A 17,447-nucleotide genomic window follows, 5' to 3' on the forward strand; every position below is an offset into this window, starting at 1 on the left:
CCAATCAACTCACACATCCAACACAAGAGCCGGATATCCCCTGGCGTGGTGGGTTCTCTGTTGGTGTACCAGGGGAGAACCCACAACTCAGAGGGGTATCCCCTCGTGTTAGACCGGTCCGGAGGTGGTTGAAGCGTCCGGCTGGGGTGGGGTCTCGGGATGTGGCCGGATGCGGCCGGGTGGCGGGATTCGCCTTGTGGGGAAGGGGTTTGGGAGGTAATTGTGCCTGATATGGGAAGAGATCTTCCCGAGCCCGGGTGTTGCGGGGTGGTGGATCGAGCAGATGGATTGACCTCTGGATGGCGGGATTGCTGGGCTGGAACGGCCGGTTCACGGTGGCGCGGGCGGCTTCTGGGGCTGCGGACCAGGACCACGACCGCATCCGTGGCGCCGAGCGAGTGGCGGGTCCGCGGTCTTCGGATGGGGTCCGCCGTCACCCCGTAGGGTGTCTGCGCCGGGCTGGAGGCAAGGAATTAGCGGAGGCTTAGCTGGGCTCGGAGGCGGTCTTGCCAGGGGCGGGTCTTCAGGGCTTGGGTGAGGGCTTTGAGGCCAGACCAGGCTTCGGTGGGGAGGTTTGGGCGGATTGTGGTGCCGGACCAGAGGGCTTCGTCTACTGCTTGGGCGAGGGTGGTCAGGCCGGTTTGGGCTTTGGGGGTGGTGATGGGGGCTGCGGCTTGGGCTAGTTCGCGGACGGTCATGCCGGCGGTTATCTCGATGCCGAAGGCTCGGAGGCGGTCTCTTGCCTCGGCCCAGGCGCCGATTACGGCGGCGGTGCCGGTACGGCGTCGGCGGCGGGTGGTTCGGATCACCTTGAGGAGTGGGACTCCGAGTACCCAGAGGACCAGGAGGGCGGCTGAGGCTATGAAGAGCGCAGACACGGGTAGCACCCAGCAGTCGCCGCACGGGCCGTGGCCTCGCTCGTCCGCGTCGTTCGGTGGGAGTGGCGGGTCTTCGAGTTTGTCCGGCGGGGGGAGTTCGGAGCGTGCTTCTGCGGTGACCTGGGCCTCGGAGCCTAGCGCCGCGGCTTGTCCCGCGTCGGCTTTGCCGGCGGGGTCCAACGGCCACCAGCCGACGCCGTTGACCGCTACCTCGGGCCAAGCCAGCACATCGCCGTTCCGGACTGTGTACCAGCCGTCCGGACCAGCCGACGCGGGAGCTCGGAATCCCACCACCAGGCGAGCCGGGATCCCAGCCAGCCGAGCCATCGCGACGTACGCCGCAGCGAACTGCTCGCTGGTTCCGACCTTGTCCTGCAGGAGAAAGCGCTGCAACTGCGGCCAGCCGTGTCCGGTCGGCAGCGGCGGACCCGATGCGAGTTTGTAGTTGTCCCGCAGGTAACGCTCGAGCCCCAGAGCGGTCTGGAACGTCGGTCGCCGGCCACCCAGCGCCTTGTCGACCAGATCGGTCACTGCGGCGGGCGCCGTACCGATGTCGCCGAGTCCGCCGGTGGCGTCGTCGTTCACTCCGGCGTTCAGGAGTTGGCGGGCGGTGACGGTCGGCTTCGACCAGTTGAGGGTGTAGCTCACGGGACGTTCGCCGGCGAGCAGGGTGCCGCCGACTGGTTCGATTTGTGGTTCGCCTGCGCCGGTGACCGATGCCGGGAGCAACTGTCCGGGCAGCCATGGTCCGTCCAAGCCGGTGAGCTGGATCTTCGCGGTGTGGCTCGTCGTCGGCACTCGGACGTCGGCGCCTAAAGCAAGCTCCGAGCCGAGGCGGAGGAACGGGTTGCCGGTGCTCCAATTCGTGCCGTCGAAGGAGTCCAGCGCGACCTGCCGCCAACTCCCGACCGGTGTTGGCGATTGATAGCGGAAGAGCGGGCGGTCCTTGTTCTTCGGGTCCAGGCGACTGGCCAGCTCATCCAGCGGGTTGGTCAACCGGGAGCTGTCGTCGTTCGCGGCCTGGAGCTGCTGCAGCGTGTACGGGTCGCGGCCGACCGGGTCGGCGACGATCAGCACGACGCTGCCGAGCGCCGCGATCACGGTGACCAGGCCGGCCGGGACCACGACTCGCCAAGGGACCAGACTCCGGTACGGCGTACGACGCGTCGACGCGGGCCGATCGCTGACCAGCAGGGCGGCTACGGCAGCGGCATACGCGAGGGCTACGAGTACGGCGGCACCCGCAGTCAGGGCGATGTAGGCCTGGCTGACTCCGGTCACCAGCAGACCGGGCACGGCCGCGATCAACGGCGAGACGCGGTCGAGGAGCTCGATGCCGAGGAGGCAGGCGAGTAGCACCAGGAGTGGCACGAACAGCACGAGATCGGGATCCGGGCGCGCGGGCCAGGTCGACTCCAGCGTCAGGCGCCACGAGGACAGGCCGCGCGCCAGAGCGTGAATCGACGCGATCATGGGCAGTCCAGCGTCAGTGGTTGCTTGAAGCAATGTTTCGACGATGGCGAGTAGGCCGGCGAGAAGAACCAGAAGCGGGCGCCAGGCAACCAGTCCAGCCCACCGCCGGCAGCACTCCGTCACCACCAGCACGACGAGACACAAGACCCCGATCGGCAAGAGCAGGCCTCGGACCCCGAAGAGCGGGCCGAAACACAGTCCGCCGATGGCGCCGCAGGCGACAACCGCAACAGTCCTTCTTCTGGTGCCTGGAGAAGATGTACTCATTCGATCAGCCCGCTCCACTGTTGGAGGGCGGTGGAGGCGTCGGTGGCCAGGACTACTTGGGCGCCGGAGATGGGGGCTACTCCGTGGACGGGGCCGATGCCCAGGACGGTGACTGAGCCGAAGCGGGGTGGCAAAGGCGCTAGGTCGGTGGCGGTTCCGCGGGCTCCGGTGACCAGGACGACTGCACCGCCGCTGGGACCGTTGGTCAAGGAAAGCGGCACCAACGGGATCCTCGCGGACGACTGCTTGGCCATGCAGAGCTCATCCAGGAACCCTCGCGCGGTCAGCGGCCCGCCGGGTGCGGCGATGTCGACCTCCGCCGACGTCAACAGTCGGCACCGATGCCCAGCCATCGCGGCGGCGAAGAGGACCGACGCCGCGACCTCGACCGCCTCCTCGAACTTTGCCCCCGGCAACGATTCGGCCCGGGTGTCCAGCAATACGGTCAACCTGGGCTGATCGGGATCGACGAAGTCACGCACCATCAACTGCCCGGTCCGCGCCGTCGCCTTCCAATGCAGGTGCCGAACCTCATCCCCGACCACATAAGGCCGCACGTCCCGCACATCCGAGGACCCACGCAGAGAGTCGTCGGCAGTCCGCCCGACATGGTGATGCCGCGGCCGTCCTGCGACGACGGTCCGCGTGGGATGCCGCCGCGGATGCACCCAGAGCGTCTCGATCTCGCCCGCGGCCCGGCTGTTCCGCGCCAGCCCGAACGGATCCGCCCGGTCCAACCGCAGCGGCCCGACCTGGACCTTCCCCCGCCGCGACGTCGGCAGCTCGTACCGGTACGTCGCCTCAGCCCCCGGAGCCAACCGCCGCACCCGAACCTGCCGCCGCTGCTCACCCGCCGAGTCGTGCGCCTCGAACGCCGGCTGCCAACGCTTCCCCGCGTTCCGCACCCGCAGGGTCGCCAGCGCAGGCGAGCCGCGCTCGACCCGATCAGGCGACAGCTCCCGACGTACGGCGACAACCGGCTGCTGCAACGTGAGCAGTACCGCGGCCACGACCGCCCCCAGCCCGATCCCCCCAACCGCCCGGAAGAACGGCCAGCCAGCAAACTCACCGACCGCATAGGACAGCAGCGCGAAGACCAGTACGGCGATGCCACGCCCCGTGAGTCGCATGATGGGCTAGCCGACGCTGGCGGTGGGAGCCGGTGTGGCAGCGAGGACCTCCTCGACCACCGACGCGGGCGGTCGCTGGCTGAGCTCGGCATCCGGCGTGAGGACGAGGCGGTGAGCCAGCACGGCCTGCGCCACGTCCTTCATGTCGTCAGGTGTTGTGAAGGCACGGCCGTCCGTAGCGGCGAAGGCCCGAGCCGCCCGGACCAATGCGATGCTCCCCCGCGGACTAGCGCCGTACCGAACCGCAGGATGCGTACGAGTCGCAGCCGCCAACTTCACCGCGTACGAGACAACGGCCTGGTCGACGTGGACCGACCGGACCGCGGCGATCGCGTTGTGCAGAGCCGGTACGTCGATGACCGGTGCCAGTGAGTCCGGTCCGATCCGGCCCGTGTCGCCGAGCACGATCCGCACCTCGGCCTCGTGATCCGGGTACCCGATCTCGATCCGCATCAGGAACCGGTCGAGCTGCGCCTCGGGCAGCCGGTAGGTGCCTTCCATCTCGATCGGGTTCTGCGTGCCGATCACCAGGAACGGATCCGGGACGGCCCGCGTGATCGAGTCGACGGTCACCCGTCGTTCGGCCATCACCTCGAGCAGCGCGGACTGGGTCTTCGGCGTACCGCGGTTGATCTCGTCCGCGACCACCACGTTGGCGAAGATGCCGCCGGGGTGGAACTCGAACGTCTCACTGCCCTGGTGGTAGACCATCACGCCGGTGATGTCGCCGGGCAAGAGGTCGGGCGTGAACTGGATCCGGTTCCAGCTGGCGTCCGTGCTGCGCGCGATGCACCGGGCCAGCGTGGTCTTGCCCAGCCCGGGCACGTCCTCGATCAGCAGATGTCCTTCGGCGAACAGCGCGGTCAGCGCCAGCCGGATCGCGTCCGGCTTGCCCTGGATCACTCGCTGCAGGTTGCCCGCGACGAGCCGATAGGCCTCGCCCGGAGGAATCGCGGCGTTCATCGAATCACCTGACAAACAAGAGGCCGTGCCCACAGCTGCGGGAACCACACGTGCGGCTCGGCAGCGGAGACGGGACTGGTCGGGAAGAGGAAGGCCGGAGCGCCGTCGCCGCCACCGATCTCGGCGAACGTCGACGAGGTCGCGCCGGTGAGCTCGCGGCCGTCCGAGGTCTTGGTGACCGCTCTGACCGTGAACATGTAGTAGTCGCCCTTGTAGAGGTTCTTGAAGGTGTGGGAGCGAGACGTACCGTTCGCGCCGCCTTGTCCTTCAGGGCCTGCGTAGGTGTATTCGTAGCGCACGAGCGTCCCTCCGTGCAGGTTCGGTTGACCCCAGGTCAGCGTGGCCTTGCCGCTACCGGGCTGCGCGTTGAAGCCGGGCGGGGCATCGGGCGGACCACCGGTCGGAACGATCCGGGACGTACTGGCGCCTGGACCGGCGCCGACCCTGTTGGTCGCGCGGACCGTGAAGGTGTACCCGGTACCGTTCGTCAGACCGGTGATCGTCATGCTCCGCGACCCGGCCGAGGCCGTGCGGCTACCGCCGCTCCAGCTCACCGTGTACTTGGTGATGTCCGCTCCGTTCGACGCGGCGGCACCCCAGCTGACGGTGGCCCGGCTTTCACCGGCCTTACCACTCACGGAGCGTGGAGCGCCCGGCTTACTGGCGCTGACCGTCGGCGGCGGTGGCGGCGGTTTCGGAGTCGGCTTCTGCGTCGGCTTCTGCGTGGGCTTGTTGGTCGGCTTCGAAGTCGGCTGATGCGTTGGTTCCGGCGGCTGGGTCGGCCGGTCCGGTGGCTGCTCGGTCCTGGTCGGCCGGTTTCCGGGCTTGCTGGGCTGGACGACCGGCGGCCGGCTCGTCGGCTTCCCGGTCGGTACCACCGGGTGCGGAACCGACGGCGGCGGAGTCGTTGTCGGGATCGTTGTCGGGGGCAACGTTGTGACCGGGCTGGTCGGCTCGTTCCCAGGTGCCTCGGTGGTCTTGCCCTCGGTCGGCTTCGGCTGGTTGGTGTCGACGCCGGTGACCTCGCCGCCCTCTTCCACCACCAGGACGTGTTCGCCGGCCACGCTGTCGACGTACAGGCGCGAGTCCGCGCCGCGGAACAGGCCGGCCCGGTCGGTGGACTTCGCCTTCGAGGCCTTCGACGGCGCGGGGATCTTGTGCACCTCGCGCTGGTCGCCGTTGCGGTCGAGCGTGATCAGAGTGTCGCTGTTCTCGTCGATCAGCGCGATTCCGGCGCCGGAGGAGGCGATGCGTTCGTACTTGCCCGGGCGGAGCTTCTTCACGATCGGGTCGGCGGCCTGCTTGTCGCCGGTGAGCTGCGCGGTGTCGATCAGGTGCAGGAGGTTCTTGCCCGGGTCCAGGATCGCGACCCGCCCGGCGACGTCGTTCGCGGCGAGGATCGAGTCGGCCGGCAGGTTCAGCCCGGCGAGCGAGATGCTCCGGCCCAGGCCGTCCGCGTCGACTGCCTGCAGCTGGCCGGCGGTCAGATCGACGAACGTCGCTTGGTCGCCAACCATCGTCAGCGCACCCGCGTGGCCCAACGGCACCTTGGCCGGGCAGGACAGGCGGTCGGCCTTGACCGGCAGCTGGCACAACTGCCCGGTGTCCAGCCGATGCACCCACAAGGTCCCGGCCGACGTCACGGCCGGCGGCCCGAGCCGGCCCGCGGTCTGCACCAGCGCGTTGTCACCGAACCGGGCAATCCGGCCGGACTGCGGATAGATCGCATACGCGACCCCGGCCGCTTCCAGGCCGATCGGCCGCTCGTCGGTCGGGGCCAGCAGCGGGTCGGCGACGGACAGGTCGGACTTGCCGAACTCGATCGTCTTTCCTTCGGCCAGAACGAAACCGCTCTTGTCGGTCTGGACCACCTGCGTCCCCGGACCAGCGCCCGGCACCGAGGCCTGGCTGTCGACGTTCTTCGTCCCGCCGTCGATGTGGAAGACCGTGCCCAGGGTGCTGTTGTAGATCCAGTGGCCGGACTGCACGAACTTCAGTCCCGGCGAGTCGCTGCTCGCTCCGGCCACCGCGACACCGGTGAGCGCGAGGCACCCCGCGATGACGGCGGCGAGGGCCGCCCGCGGCCGCCACGTCTCCGTCGAGCGGGGCCGGGTCGCGGACTCGGTCGCCGCTCCGGCACCGGGTCGCCGGTGACGGCGTGTGACAGCGAAGAGCTCCGAGAGTGACTTCACGGGCTCAAGCTAAATACCCCCTGGTCCAGCCCGGATACAAACGCGGTCCAGCCGCGATCAGCCTCAGCGGTCCACCCAGACCGGCAGCTGGAACTCGAAAATCGCCCCACCCTCGGCCGCGTTGTAGACCGCCAGCTCGCCTCCGTGCGACAGCGCGACCCAGCGCACGATCGACAACCCCAGCCCGGACGAGCCGCTGCCGCTGCGGTACCGGTCGAAGATCTTGTCGCCCAGATCTGGCGACACCCCAGGCCCGCGGTCGGCGACCGTGACCCGCCCGTTCGCGACCGTCACGGTCACCACGGCCTCACCATCCGGACCACGCCCATGTCGTACGGCGTTCTCCAGCAGATTCCCGATCGCACGCCGCAGCAGCGTCGGGTCGGCGCGAACCTTGGTCGGCGCCATCACCATCGAGATCCGCGCGGAACCGGGCGGGAGGTCCTCGACCAGCCCGCCGACGAGCTGGTCCAACCAGACCGGCTCCATCCGCAACTGTTCGACCCCCGCGGCCAGCCGGGCTCGCACCAACAGTCCATCGATGGTGTCGCCCATCCGCGACGCCAACCGGACAGTCCGGGGCAGCAAGTCCGTCCGCTGCTGCGGATCCTGCTCGGCCGTCTCGGCCAGAGCGCGCAGAGCGGCGACCGGATTCCGCAGGTCGTGCGCAGTGTCGGCCAGCAACGCCTCCTGCTGTTCCAACGCGGCCATAGCCGGCCGGATGGCACGTCCAGACAGCCAATACCCACCGAGCGCGGCAGCGGTGACGAGGAAGAAGCACCCGGCGAGTACGACGAGCACGAGCCGTTGATGCCGATCGCTCTCCCCCTGGGCGTCCGACCACGCGACCACGGCCCCGGCGAACCGTCCGCCCGAATCACGGAACGGCTCGACCCCGATCCGCACCCGACCACCCGACACCGACCGTCCCTCGGCGACCAGGCTCTCGCCGGACGAAACTGCCTTGGTAGCAAGGCGATCGAGCTCACCCGAGTCGACCACGACACACGAATGCCGACTGGTGTACGCGCGAAACGGCGTGGCACCACCAGGCAGTACGGCGAACTGCGGGCAGGCGTCGTTCAACTCCGCATCGTCACTCACCCGATCGAGTCCGATCGCGCCACCGTCGTCACGGACCAGTCGGAGAACGGACGCGGTCACCACCGCGATCCGGCCGTCGATGCTGTCGATCCCGCGGTCGGAGTCGAGCGTGATGATCAACGGCGCGAACACGACCAGCCCGATCGTGTTCATCACCGTGAAGATCGCCGTCAACCACCAGCGCAACTGATGGAGATCGCCGGCCGCGGGTCCCTTCACCGGAGCTCGTCCTGATCGATCAGTTGGTAGCCCTGACCCCGGATCGCACGGATGAGCTCGGGCGGGCCGAGCTTCGAGCGGAGTCGTTTGATCGTCGCGTCGACCGCGTTCGACATCGGCGGGTCGCCGTCCCAGCAGCCGTCGATCAGCTCGGCGCGGGTCAGTACCCGGCCCGGTCGGAGCATCAGGTACTCCAGCACCTGGAACTCTTTGGCCGTCAGCGTCAGCAGCACACCGTCGCGGCGCACCTCGCGTCGACCGGTGTCGACCTCGACATCGGCGTACCGCTGGACCGGCGACCGGCCGACACCGGCGCGACGGCACAGGCTCAGCACCCGCGCGGTCAGCTCGGCGACCGCGAACGGCTTGACCAGGTAGTCGTCACCGCCGTGCGCGAACCCGTCCACCCGGTCGGCGAGCGTGTCGCGGCCGGTCAGGAACAGGACCGGGACATTCCAGTTCTGCTGCCGCCGTCGCCGTACGTAGGTGATCGAATCCCCGTCCGGCAGGATCCGGTCGAACACCACGCAGTCGTACTCGTTCACGAAGAGGGCCTCGTCCGCGGTCGCGATGTCACCCACGGAGTCCACCGCGAGCGCGGCGGTCCGGAGACCGGCAGACACGGCGACCCGCAGGTCCTCCTCGTCTTCTACCACCAGTACGCGCACTCCCGGCCTCTCGTGTCATCGAAATGTCATCGTCGGTATGGATCGTAGGTGTTTATGAACGGCGACTCTCTGCAACCACCGCCTCCGATGACCTTCCGCGTCCTCGGTCCGCTCGAGATCGTCGGACCGGACGACCGGCCGATCGAGGTCGCCGGTGGCAAGCCGGCCATCATGTTCACGCTCCTCCTGCTCCACCGGAACACCTGGGTCAGCACCGACCAACTCATCGACGCGCTCTGGGAGCGGCAGGAGCTGCCGACCTCCGCCCAGCGCAATCTCAAGACCTATGTCTGGCAGCTGCGCCGGATCCTGCCGGGTGACCGGATCGAGAGCCGCCCCGGCTCGTACCGGGTCCGCGTCCTGCCGGGCGAACTCGACGCCGACCTGGCCGCCGACCTCTCCGTCGAGGCCCGCCGACTGCTGGTCGAGGGCACCGACCCCGCCCGGGCAGCCGAACTCATCGGGCGTGCCCTCGAGCTCTGGCGAGGAGACGCGTACGACGGTCTCGCGGGTGGAGCCGGGTCCGCCGTCGAGCGGCTGACCGAGCTGCACCGGTCTCTGCGCGAGGACCTGGCCGACGCCGCGCTGGCGCTTGGCCGGCCCGCTGACGCGATCGCCACACTGCGAGTGCTGACCGAGGAAGAGCCGCTGCGCGAGGTCGCGTGGACGAAGCTGATGGCCGCGTTCCTGCAGACCGGTCGCCGGCATGACGCACTTGCGACCTACCAGCGCGCCCGGGGCGTACTGGTCCGCGAACTCGGTATCGAGCCCGGTGCGGAGCTCACCCAGCTCCACCAGGAGATCCTCAACGACACCCCGAAAAACACCGAAGAGACCGGCGGACGTTCCGACCTGCCCTGCCGGATCGCCGGATTCGCTGGTCGTACGGCAGAGCTGGACCGGCTGGCCGCACTGGCCAACGACTCTGCCTCCGGAGTCGGCGTGGTCACCATCGACGGGATGCCGGGGATCGGCAAGACCGCACTGGTTCTCGAAACCGCACACCAGCTCACCAACTCCTACCCGGACGGACGCTTCTACCTGGATCTCCGGTCTCATCGGGATGAGCCGGTCGGGACCGCCGAGGCACTCGGCAAGCTGATCCGCTCGTTCCGCGGACCCGCGGTCAAGCTGCCGGACACAGTCGACGAACTCGCGGCGTACTGGCGCTCGACCTTGCGCGGACAGCGGATCCTGCTGGTGCTCGACGATGTGGCCGACGCCGAGCAGGTCGGTCGGCTCCTGCCGGGAACCGCTGGCTCCCTGGTCCTGGTCACCAGCCGCAGTCGGCTGGCCGGGCTGAATCGGACCGGCTCGATCAGCCTGGACGTACTCCCGGACGAGATCGCGGCAGAGCTCGCCGATCCCGCTGTACTGCGGTGGTGTGGCGGTCACCCGGCCGCGATCCGTCTGTTGACCGACCGGCTCCGGGACAGGCAGCCGTGGACCGCCAAGCGGATGGTCTCCCGCCTCGAGGACCCGACCGCGCGGCGCCGCGAGCTGTCCGACGTGCTGGCGCTGTTCGACGCGACCTACGCGTCACTACCTCCCGAGGTGCAGCAGTGCTACCGGCTACTCGGCCTGCTGCCGGTCTTCGACGTACGACGGGCTGCCGGCCTGCTCGGGATCACCCAGGTCGAGGTGGAACCGATCTTGGACGAGTTGCTCGACCACCACCTCGTCACCGAGCCCGGGCCTGGACGGTTCGCGCTCCACCCACTCGTCCGGGATCACGCGAACCGGATCCTGCTAGCCACCGAGTCGGAGGCCGAACTCCGCGCCGCCGCCCAACGAGCCGACATCCAAGGCGCCGGCCTGGAGCTGGTGTCTGCCCGGGGACCGAGGGTCGCATGAGCCAACCATTCACCACGTCCACACTGGCTGAGCAAAGCGGACAAGCACTCGCACCGGCACAACAACCACAGGCAGCCGCCGCGCCCGTAGCCACCACAGTCGGTACGCCGATCGCCCAGGCCGCACCGCAGTTCTTCCTGCCGCCACCACCGCAGGCGCAGACGTTTGCGCCCCCGGCTCCCGCACCGGCAGCACCGGACCTGTATGCCACTCCTCCACCCACGCCGGACCCGACAGCCACTGTTATCTCGCACCCGGATCGCGCACTGCGGCTGGGACAGATCATCTGGTGGCAGACCGCGGTGGTCGCAGTAGGTGCGGCCACAACCGGCTCACGACTCGCTCTGATCCTCACCTCGGTCGCTGCCTTCACGGTGATCCTCCTGACCGCCATCCGCTTCCGGGGTCAATGGCTCTACCGCTGGGCCCTCCTACTGGCGGCGTACCTGCTCCGGCGGCGGCGTGCCGACCTAACCGGGGAGGTCGGGATCAGCCTGGTCAGCCTGTTCTGCGGCCGGACGTCCACGAGCACCCTGACGATCCGGGAGCAGCCGTACGGGCTGATGAGCCGAGCCGAAGGCGCTTCCGTGGCACTCCGGGTCGGCTCGGACGCGCAGTACGAGGTGTTGCCCCGACTGACCGCACTCGCCGACTCTGTTGACGAACAACCGGTCGGTGTATCCGTACAGCTCGTCCTGCACACCGGAGTCAAGCAAGGCCGCCAGCCGCGGGCGTGGATAGCAGTCCGGGCCTCCCGGACGACCGACATCGCCACCGATGAGCAACTCGGCCAGGTGCTCGCCAACACCGTTCGCCGCTTGGTACGGCGTTTCGACCGCGAACAGGTCGAGACGATGCCACTCGACCAGACCGACGCGTTGGCCTCGGTCGGAGCTCTCGCACACGCCAACGCCGGCCGCAGCCATCTCCGCGAGCGCTGGTCCAGCTGGGCCGCCGGTCCGATCATGCAGATCTCCATCCGGCTCACCGGCTTCTCCGCGCTCGAACCGATCACCGCACAGGCCTTGGTGGACACCCTCCTCGGCACTGGCACCGGCGGAGCGCAGACCCTCGCCATCACCGTTGCCGCCGCAGGTGGCGGCACCACCGAACCCACCCGGTACGACGCAGTCCTCCGGGTAGCGGCGGCTCACCCCGCCACGCTCGACACAGCGGTCACCGTCCTGACCACACTCGCCCGCTCGTTCGGAGTCGATCCGGAACGTCTCGATGGACGGCACGCCCAAGGCGTGGCCGCGACCCTACCTCTGGGGGTTCCCCTCTCATGACCGCCTCACTCTCCCTCCTGAACCGGCCCGCCGTGACTCACCCGTCTGCTTTCGACCAGGTACCCGCCCACGACGGCATCGCATCCCTGCTGGCCAACGCCACCTGCGATGTGATCGCGCTCAGCACGCTCTCCCCGGCCGGTCCGGTCTTCGGACCGCGTGACCTGGTCGCAGGAGTCCGCTACCGAGCCATCTATCCCGACACCGCCAGGACGAACCCGGGTCAGTCCCGCCATCTCAGCCGGATGTCCGTGGCCGGTGCCGCCGTACGGACCATGCCGGCAGTGCCGATGAACGCCCTGGTCATCGACGGCACTGTCGCCGTGCTGCCGGGTGAGACCAGCGCCGGGAGCGTCGCCGTACTGCGGCTGCCCAGTGTGGTCACGACGGTCACCGAGCTGTTCGAGCGGATCTGGCCGGACGCGGTAGCACTTGCCGATGGCGACCTGCCCGAGGGGTCGGACCTGTCGATGCGGGAGCGCGAGATGCTGCGCCTGCTGTCGTTGGGTGCGACCGACGAGTTCGCCGCCGCCCACCTCGGCATCTCGGTCCGGACGGTACGACGGATGGTCGCCCAGATCATGCATCGACTCGGCGCCCGCAGCCGCTTCCAGGCCGGCGTCAAAGCCGCGGACCGGGGCTGGCTGCTGCTGGACCAGGCGAGCTGATGACCCCAACCCGCACCCTGACAGTCGCTGCCGACCGGCCGGGCGCCTACCCGACCATCGGCGCCGCACTCCTGGAAGCACCCGACGGCGCGGTGATCGCCATTGCCGCCGGCACGTACGCCGAGATCCTCGAGCTGAACGGCCGCCGCCTGACTCTCCAGGCCGAGGCCGGGACGAACGTCGTACTCGATGGTGAAGGCGCGGACCAGCCGACGGTCCACGCCATCGACGGCGAACTCACCCTCCGTGGCCTCGATATCCGGGCCGGAGACAACGCGGCCGTGGTGGGCGATCGGTCCAGCCTGACCGTTGAGCAGTGCGAGGTGCGGAGCCGGACACAACCGGCCATCCGGCTGCATGCGACCCGGACCTTCATCGTCGACCGCTGCACCGTGAGCGGCGCCGAGACGGGCATCGTGATCGAGGGCGCGAGCGGCCGGCTCCTGGACACCGTCATCACCGGGATCGCCGGCGACGGCCTGGTCGTTGCCATGGGCTCCGATCCGTTGATCCGCGGCTGCACGATCAGCGGCTGCGGCGGCCGTGGTGTCTACATCTACCAGTACAGCCGTCCTGAGCTGACCGACTGCGAGATCAGCGGAATGGGCACCGAAGGGATCGGCGTCGCGCACGGCAGCAGCCCGTCCATCCGGCGGGTCCGGGTCTCCGACACCCGGGGATCCGGCATCACGTTCGCCCCGGGATGCGGCGGCACCATCGAGGGCTGCCGGACCGAGAACACCGGGCTGCCCGCCGTCCAGATCGCCGACGGCAGCACGGTGCAGGTGATCGAGAACGCCGCCGCGCGCCCGGCCGCCGAAGGTGGCGCGTTGGAGAACCTGCTCGGCGACCTGGACGGAATGGTCGGTCTCCTCGGAGTGAAGGGCGAGGTCCACGCGCTGGTCGACGAGATCCAGGTGAACGAGTGGAGACGCTCCGCCGGGCTGTCGATCGGCGGTGTCAGCCATCACCTGATCTTCGCAGGCGCACCCGGTACCGGAAAGACGACCGTCGCCCGGACCTATGGCAAGCTGCTGAAGGCCCTCGGTGTGCTGCCGAACGGCGAGTTCACCGAGGTGTCCCGCCGCGATCTGGTCGGTCAGTACATCGGCCACACGGCCGAGAAGACCACGCAGGTGTTCGAGAAATCGCTCGGCGGTGTGCTCTTCATCGACGAGGCCTACACCCTGTCCCGGCAGGCCGGGGCCGGCGGCGACTTCGGCCAGGAAGCGATCGACGCGCTGGTCAAGCTGATGGAGGACCACCGCGACGAGATCGCCGTGATCGTGGCCGGCTACACGCAGGAGATGGCCGATTTTCTGGACGCCAACCCGGGACTGGCCTCGCGGTTCTCCAAGACCATCGAGTTCGAGAACTACTCCGCCGACGAGTTGCTGCTGATCACCAACCGGATGGTCTCCGTCGACGACTACGAGCTCGACCCGGCGGCCGGCCCGTCCCTGACCGCGTTCTTCGACCGGATCGCCCACGGTCCCAACTTCGGCAACGCCCGCGAGGCCCGCCGGCTGGTCGAGGGGATGCGCAAGGCCCAGTCCCAACGCCTCCGAAAGCTCGGCCGGATGCCCTCCACCGAGGAGCTCCGGTCGCTCCAGACCGATGACGTGCTCGCTGCCGCGGGCTGACCCACCTCGAGGAGACCGAACGTGACATCACCGATCGCGCGCCGGGCGACCGCAGTCCTCGCCGCTACCGCGCTCACCACCACCATTGTGTCCGCACCGACGGAGGCGGCGACGCCCGTACCGCCGTCGACGCTGTCCGCTCCCGCGATCAGCGCAAGGCTGAACCACGACGCGGCCATCCCGGGCACCGCCTGGATGACCCGACCGGACGGCACCGTCGTCGTGTCGTACGACGACACCGTGACCGGCAAGAAGCTCTCCAGCCTGCTGGCCGTGACCCGACAGTTCGGGGCCAAGGTCGCGGTCGAGAAGACCCCAGGCACGCTGCGGAAATTCATCAGCGGCGGCAGTGCGGCGTACGGGCAGGCAGGCCGGTGCTCGGCGGCCTTCAACGTCCAGGCCGGCGGGAAGTACTACTTCCTGACCGCGGGCCATTGCGGCAACATCATCCAGACCTGGTACTCGGACAAGACGCTGCGGACGAAGATCGGCAGCACCCAGCACTCGAGCTTCCCGAACAACGACTTCTCCCTGGTCAAGTACACGACCACGGGGAAGCCGCCGGGCGGCAGCGTGAACCTCTACAACGGCAAGTCGCAGGACATCCGCACCGCCGGGACGGCCAAGCTCAACCAGGCCGTCGCGCGGGCCGGCAGCACGTCGGGGCTCCACAGCGGCCGCGTCACCGGGCTCAACGCGACGGTCAACTACGCCGAGGGCCAGGTGTCCGGGCTGATCAAGACCAACGTCTGCGCGGAGAGCGGTGATTCGGGCGGTCCGCTGTTCGCGGGCACGGCCGCGCTCGGGATCACCTCGGGTGGTAGCGGCGACTGCACTTCCGGCGGTACGACGTACTTCCAGCCGGTCAGCGAGCCGCTGGCGGTCTACAAGGTCAGCGTCTACTGAAGTACTGAACAGCGCGCCGCAGCGGCCGTCGGGTTCCGGCACGACGGCCGCTGTGGTGTTTCCGGTCCGGTGACCTGATCTGGCGGGTCCTGCCACCGGGAGCTTCAGCCGAGGACGGTCTTGGCCTTGTCGCGGTCGCGGGTGGAGGTCGTATGCCGCTCACGGGACGGTTCGTGCGCCGCCCGATCAGCGATCCGTGGGGCTGGGCAGACCGGGCCTCGACGGATCGGTCCGCCTCCCAATCGCCTGCTCTTCCACTGCTTCTCTTCGTAGTCGTAGTAAGTGTCGACGCCTCCGACTGTCATCCAGATCCTCCCGTCAACCCCCCGGTACCGTGCTGGCCTTTCCACATTCCGCCACGGATCGCTTCCACACAAGCGATTCCAGAAATCCCCCGCGAAACAACAGGCTCGAACGGCGTGTTGTGTTGGATTCGAAACACATTGTGCGGCGTTAGTGATTAACGGACCGCGACGATGGCAACGCCATGACCTGGCAGCCGAACACCGTCCGTGACGACGTTCGCCGTACCGAAAGCCATCACGAGGTACGCCGGGTCCTCGTCGAGCGGGACCACGGACTCGGCCGGGCTCAGGTTCGCCGCGATCCGCAGGCTGCCCCGCGTCACGACCAGCCAGGCGCCGCCCGGATCGAACGCGATCGCCACCGAGTCCAGCCGGTCGTCGCGCAATTCCGGCATCTTCGCCCGGAACGTCAGCAGGTGGCGGTACCAGGCCAGCAGGTCGTGGTGCGGCGCTTCGTCCAGCTCGGACCAGTCCAAGACCGAGCTGCGCCAGGTCTCGGGATCCTGTGGGTCCGGGATCTCCTCGGCCTCCCACCCGAACTCGGCGAACTCACGCCGCCGCCCGGTCCGGACGGCCTCGGCCAACGCGGGCTCGTCGTAGTCGGTGAAGAACCGCCACGGCGTCGAGGCACCCCACTCCTCACCCATGAACAGCATCGGCGCGTACGGCGAGGTCACCACCAGCGCAGCACCGATCGCGAGCTGGCCAGGTGTCAGCGCGGGCCGGTCGCCGAGCGCGCGATTGCCGATCTGGTCGTGGTTCGACGTGTAGACGAGGAAGTCACCACCGCTGACCTTCGTCGGGTCGACCGGGCGACCCCAGTCCGTGCCACGGAAGGTCGAGTAGGTGCCGTCGTGCAGGAACACCTTCGTCAGGGTCTTCGCGAACACCTCCGGCGCACCGAAGTCCACGTAGTACCCGAAGCGTTCCCCGGTCAGCAGCGAATGCAGCGCATGGTGGAAATCGTCGTTCCATTGCGCGGTCATGCCGCGCCCGCCCTCGGACACCGGCTCGACCATGCGCGGATCGTTCAGATCCGACTCCGCGACCAGTCCCAACGGCCGACCCAGGTCCGCGGACAACTCTGCGGTCTCAGCCGACAATTGCGCGAGCAAATGCACCGGACTGTCATCAGCAAACGCATGTACGGCGTCAAGCCGCAAAGCATCCAGGTGGAACGACCGGAACCACCGCAATGCGTTGTCACAGATCCACCGGCGGACTTCGACGCTGCCTGTGTCGTCGAGATTGACGGCCGGACCCCACGGCGTCGAGTGCTTGGCGGTGAAGTACGGACCGAAGCTGCTCAGGTAGTTACCGCTCGGACCGAGGTGGTTGTAGACGACGTCGAGGCAAACGGCCAGCCCGACGTCATGACACCGGTCAACGAACCGCTGCAACGCTTCGGGACCGCCATAGGCCTCATGGACGGCGTAGAGGTCGACGCCGTCGTACCCCCAGCCGTGGTTGCCGGGGAACGCGGCGACCGGGAGCAGCGAGACCACCTCGATGCCCAACAACGCCAGATAGTCCAGGTTGTCGGCTGCCGCGTCCAGCGTGCCTTCTGGAGTGAACGTCCCGATGTGCAGCTCGTAGAACACCGAACCGCGCACATCGCGGCCAATCCAGTCCTCATCGGTCCACTCGAACCGGTCTGGCTCAAAGACTCGGCTGAACCTGTGGACGCCGTCCGGCTGCCACGGGCTGCGTGGATCCGGCAGTGGCTCGCCTCCGTCCACGGCGAACGCATAGTCGGTGCCGTGATGAGCCTCGACGACCTCTCGCTGCCACCAACCGCCGTCCGCCGAGTGCATCGGCAGTACGCCGTCCCGCAGCACCAGATCGACCGACGACGCTTCAGGCGCCCACACCGAGAACGTGTGCATGT

General features: G+C 68.6%; 13 protein-coding genes. 5 read left to right on the forward strand and 8 right to left on the reverse strand.

The features are described 5' to 3' along the window. Positions 1-473: 473 nt before the first annotated feature. From ACWF4Z_RS15045 to ACWF4Z_RS15070, 6 genes are all read right to left on the reverse strand, one after another. The gene (locus ACWF4Z_RS15045) at positions 474-2,618 is read right to left on the reverse strand and encodes a transglutaminase-like domain-containing protein (protein ID WP_452243607.1); all 2,145 of its coding nucleotides are present in this window, start codon (positions 2,616-2,618) and stop codon (positions 474-476) included. Further along, on the reverse strand, positions 2,615-3,748 hold the full coding sequence (locus tag ACWF4Z_RS15050; protein WP_452243608.1) for a DUF58 domain-containing protein: 1,134 nt from the start codon (positions 3,746-3,748) through the stop codon (positions 2,615-2,617). The genes ACWF4Z_RS15045 and ACWF4Z_RS15050 overlap by 4 nt, the downstream gene beginning before the upstream one ends. 6 nt (positions 3,749-3,754) lie before the next feature. Further along, entirely contained in the window at positions 3,755-4,711 is a 957-nt protein-coding gene (locus ACWF4Z_RS15055) for an AAA family ATPase (protein WP_452243609.1), read from the reverse strand. Beyond that, on the reverse strand, positions 4,708-6,903 hold the full coding sequence (locus ACWF4Z_RS15060; RefSeq protein ID WP_452243610.1) for a fibronectin type III domain-containing protein: 2,196 nt from the start codon (positions 6,901-6,903) through the stop codon (positions 4,708-4,710). Before ACWF4Z_RS15060 ends, ACWF4Z_RS15055 begins: the two co-directional genes overlap by 4 nt. 63 nt (positions 6,904-6,966) lie before the next feature. Next, on the reverse strand, positions 6,967-8,226 hold the full coding sequence (locus ACWF4Z_RS15065; RefSeq protein WP_452243611.1) for a sensor histidine kinase: 1,260 nt from the start codon (positions 8,224-8,226) through the stop codon (positions 6,967-6,969). Beyond that, a complete protein-coding gene (locus tag ACWF4Z_RS15070; RefSeq protein WP_452243612.1) occupies positions 8,223-8,894 on the reverse strand; it encodes a response regulator transcription factor in 672 nt (223 codons plus the stop codon). Before ACWF4Z_RS15070 ends, ACWF4Z_RS15065 begins: the two co-directional genes overlap by 4 nt. Positions 8,895-8,948: 54 nt before the next feature. Here ACWF4Z_RS15070 and ACWF4Z_RS15075 point away from each other — a divergent pair, with 54 nt between their 5' ends. Genes ACWF4Z_RS15075 through ACWF4Z_RS15095 form a run of 5 tightly spaced genes read left to right on the forward strand, consistent with a single transcriptional unit; the run spans position 8,949 to position 15,254 of the window. Next, a complete protein-coding gene (locus tag ACWF4Z_RS15075) occupies positions 8,949-10,748 on the forward strand; it encodes a BTAD domain-containing putative transcriptional regulator (RefSeq protein WP_452243613.1) in 1,800 nt (599 codons plus the stop codon). After that, a complete protein-coding gene (locus tag ACWF4Z_RS15080) occupies positions 10,745-12,037 on the forward strand; it encodes a hypothetical protein (protein WP_452243614.1) in 1,293 nt (430 codons plus the stop codon). Before ACWF4Z_RS15075 ends, ACWF4Z_RS15080 begins: the two co-directional genes overlap by 4 nt. Continuing rightward, positions 12,034-12,705: a LuxR C-terminal-related transcriptional regulator gene (locus ACWF4Z_RS15085; RefSeq protein ID WP_452243615.1), complete on the forward strand. Its 672-nt coding sequence runs from the start codon at positions 12,034-12,036 to the stop codon at positions 12,703-12,705. Before ACWF4Z_RS15080 ends, ACWF4Z_RS15085 begins: the two co-directional genes overlap by 4 nt. After that, entirely contained in the window at positions 12,705-14,348 is a 1,644-nt protein-coding gene (locus tag ACWF4Z_RS15090) for a right-handed parallel beta-helix repeat-containing protein (RefSeq protein WP_452243616.1), read from the forward strand. Before ACWF4Z_RS15085 ends, ACWF4Z_RS15090 begins: the two co-directional genes overlap by 1 nt. 21 nt (positions 14,349-14,369) lie before the next feature. Continuing rightward, the gene (locus tag ACWF4Z_RS15095) at positions 14,370-15,254 is read left to right on the forward strand and encodes a S1 family peptidase (protein WP_452243617.1); all 885 of its coding nucleotides are present in this window, start codon (positions 14,370-14,372) and stop codon (positions 15,252-15,254) included. Between the two features lie 104 nt (positions 15,255-15,358). Here the strand turns inward: ACWF4Z_RS15095 and ACWF4Z_RS15100 are convergent, their stop codons facing one another. Both ACWF4Z_RS15100 and treZ read right to left on the reverse strand, forming a co-directional pair. After that, complete coding sequence (locus ACWF4Z_RS15100) at positions 15,359-15,559, reverse strand: hypothetical protein (protein ID WP_452243618.1); 201 nt, start codon at positions 15,557-15,559, stop codon at positions 15,359-15,361. Positions 15,560-15,714: 155 nt separating this feature from the next. After that, complete coding sequence (gene treZ / locus ACWF4Z_RS15105) at positions 15,715-17,445, reverse strand: malto-oligosyltrehalose trehalohydrolase (protein ID WP_452243619.1); 1,731 nt, start codon at positions 17,443-17,445, stop codon at positions 15,715-15,717. Positions 17,446-17,447 lie beyond the last annotated feature (2 nt).

This window comes from Kribbella sp. NPDC055071 (assembly GCF_053608045.1).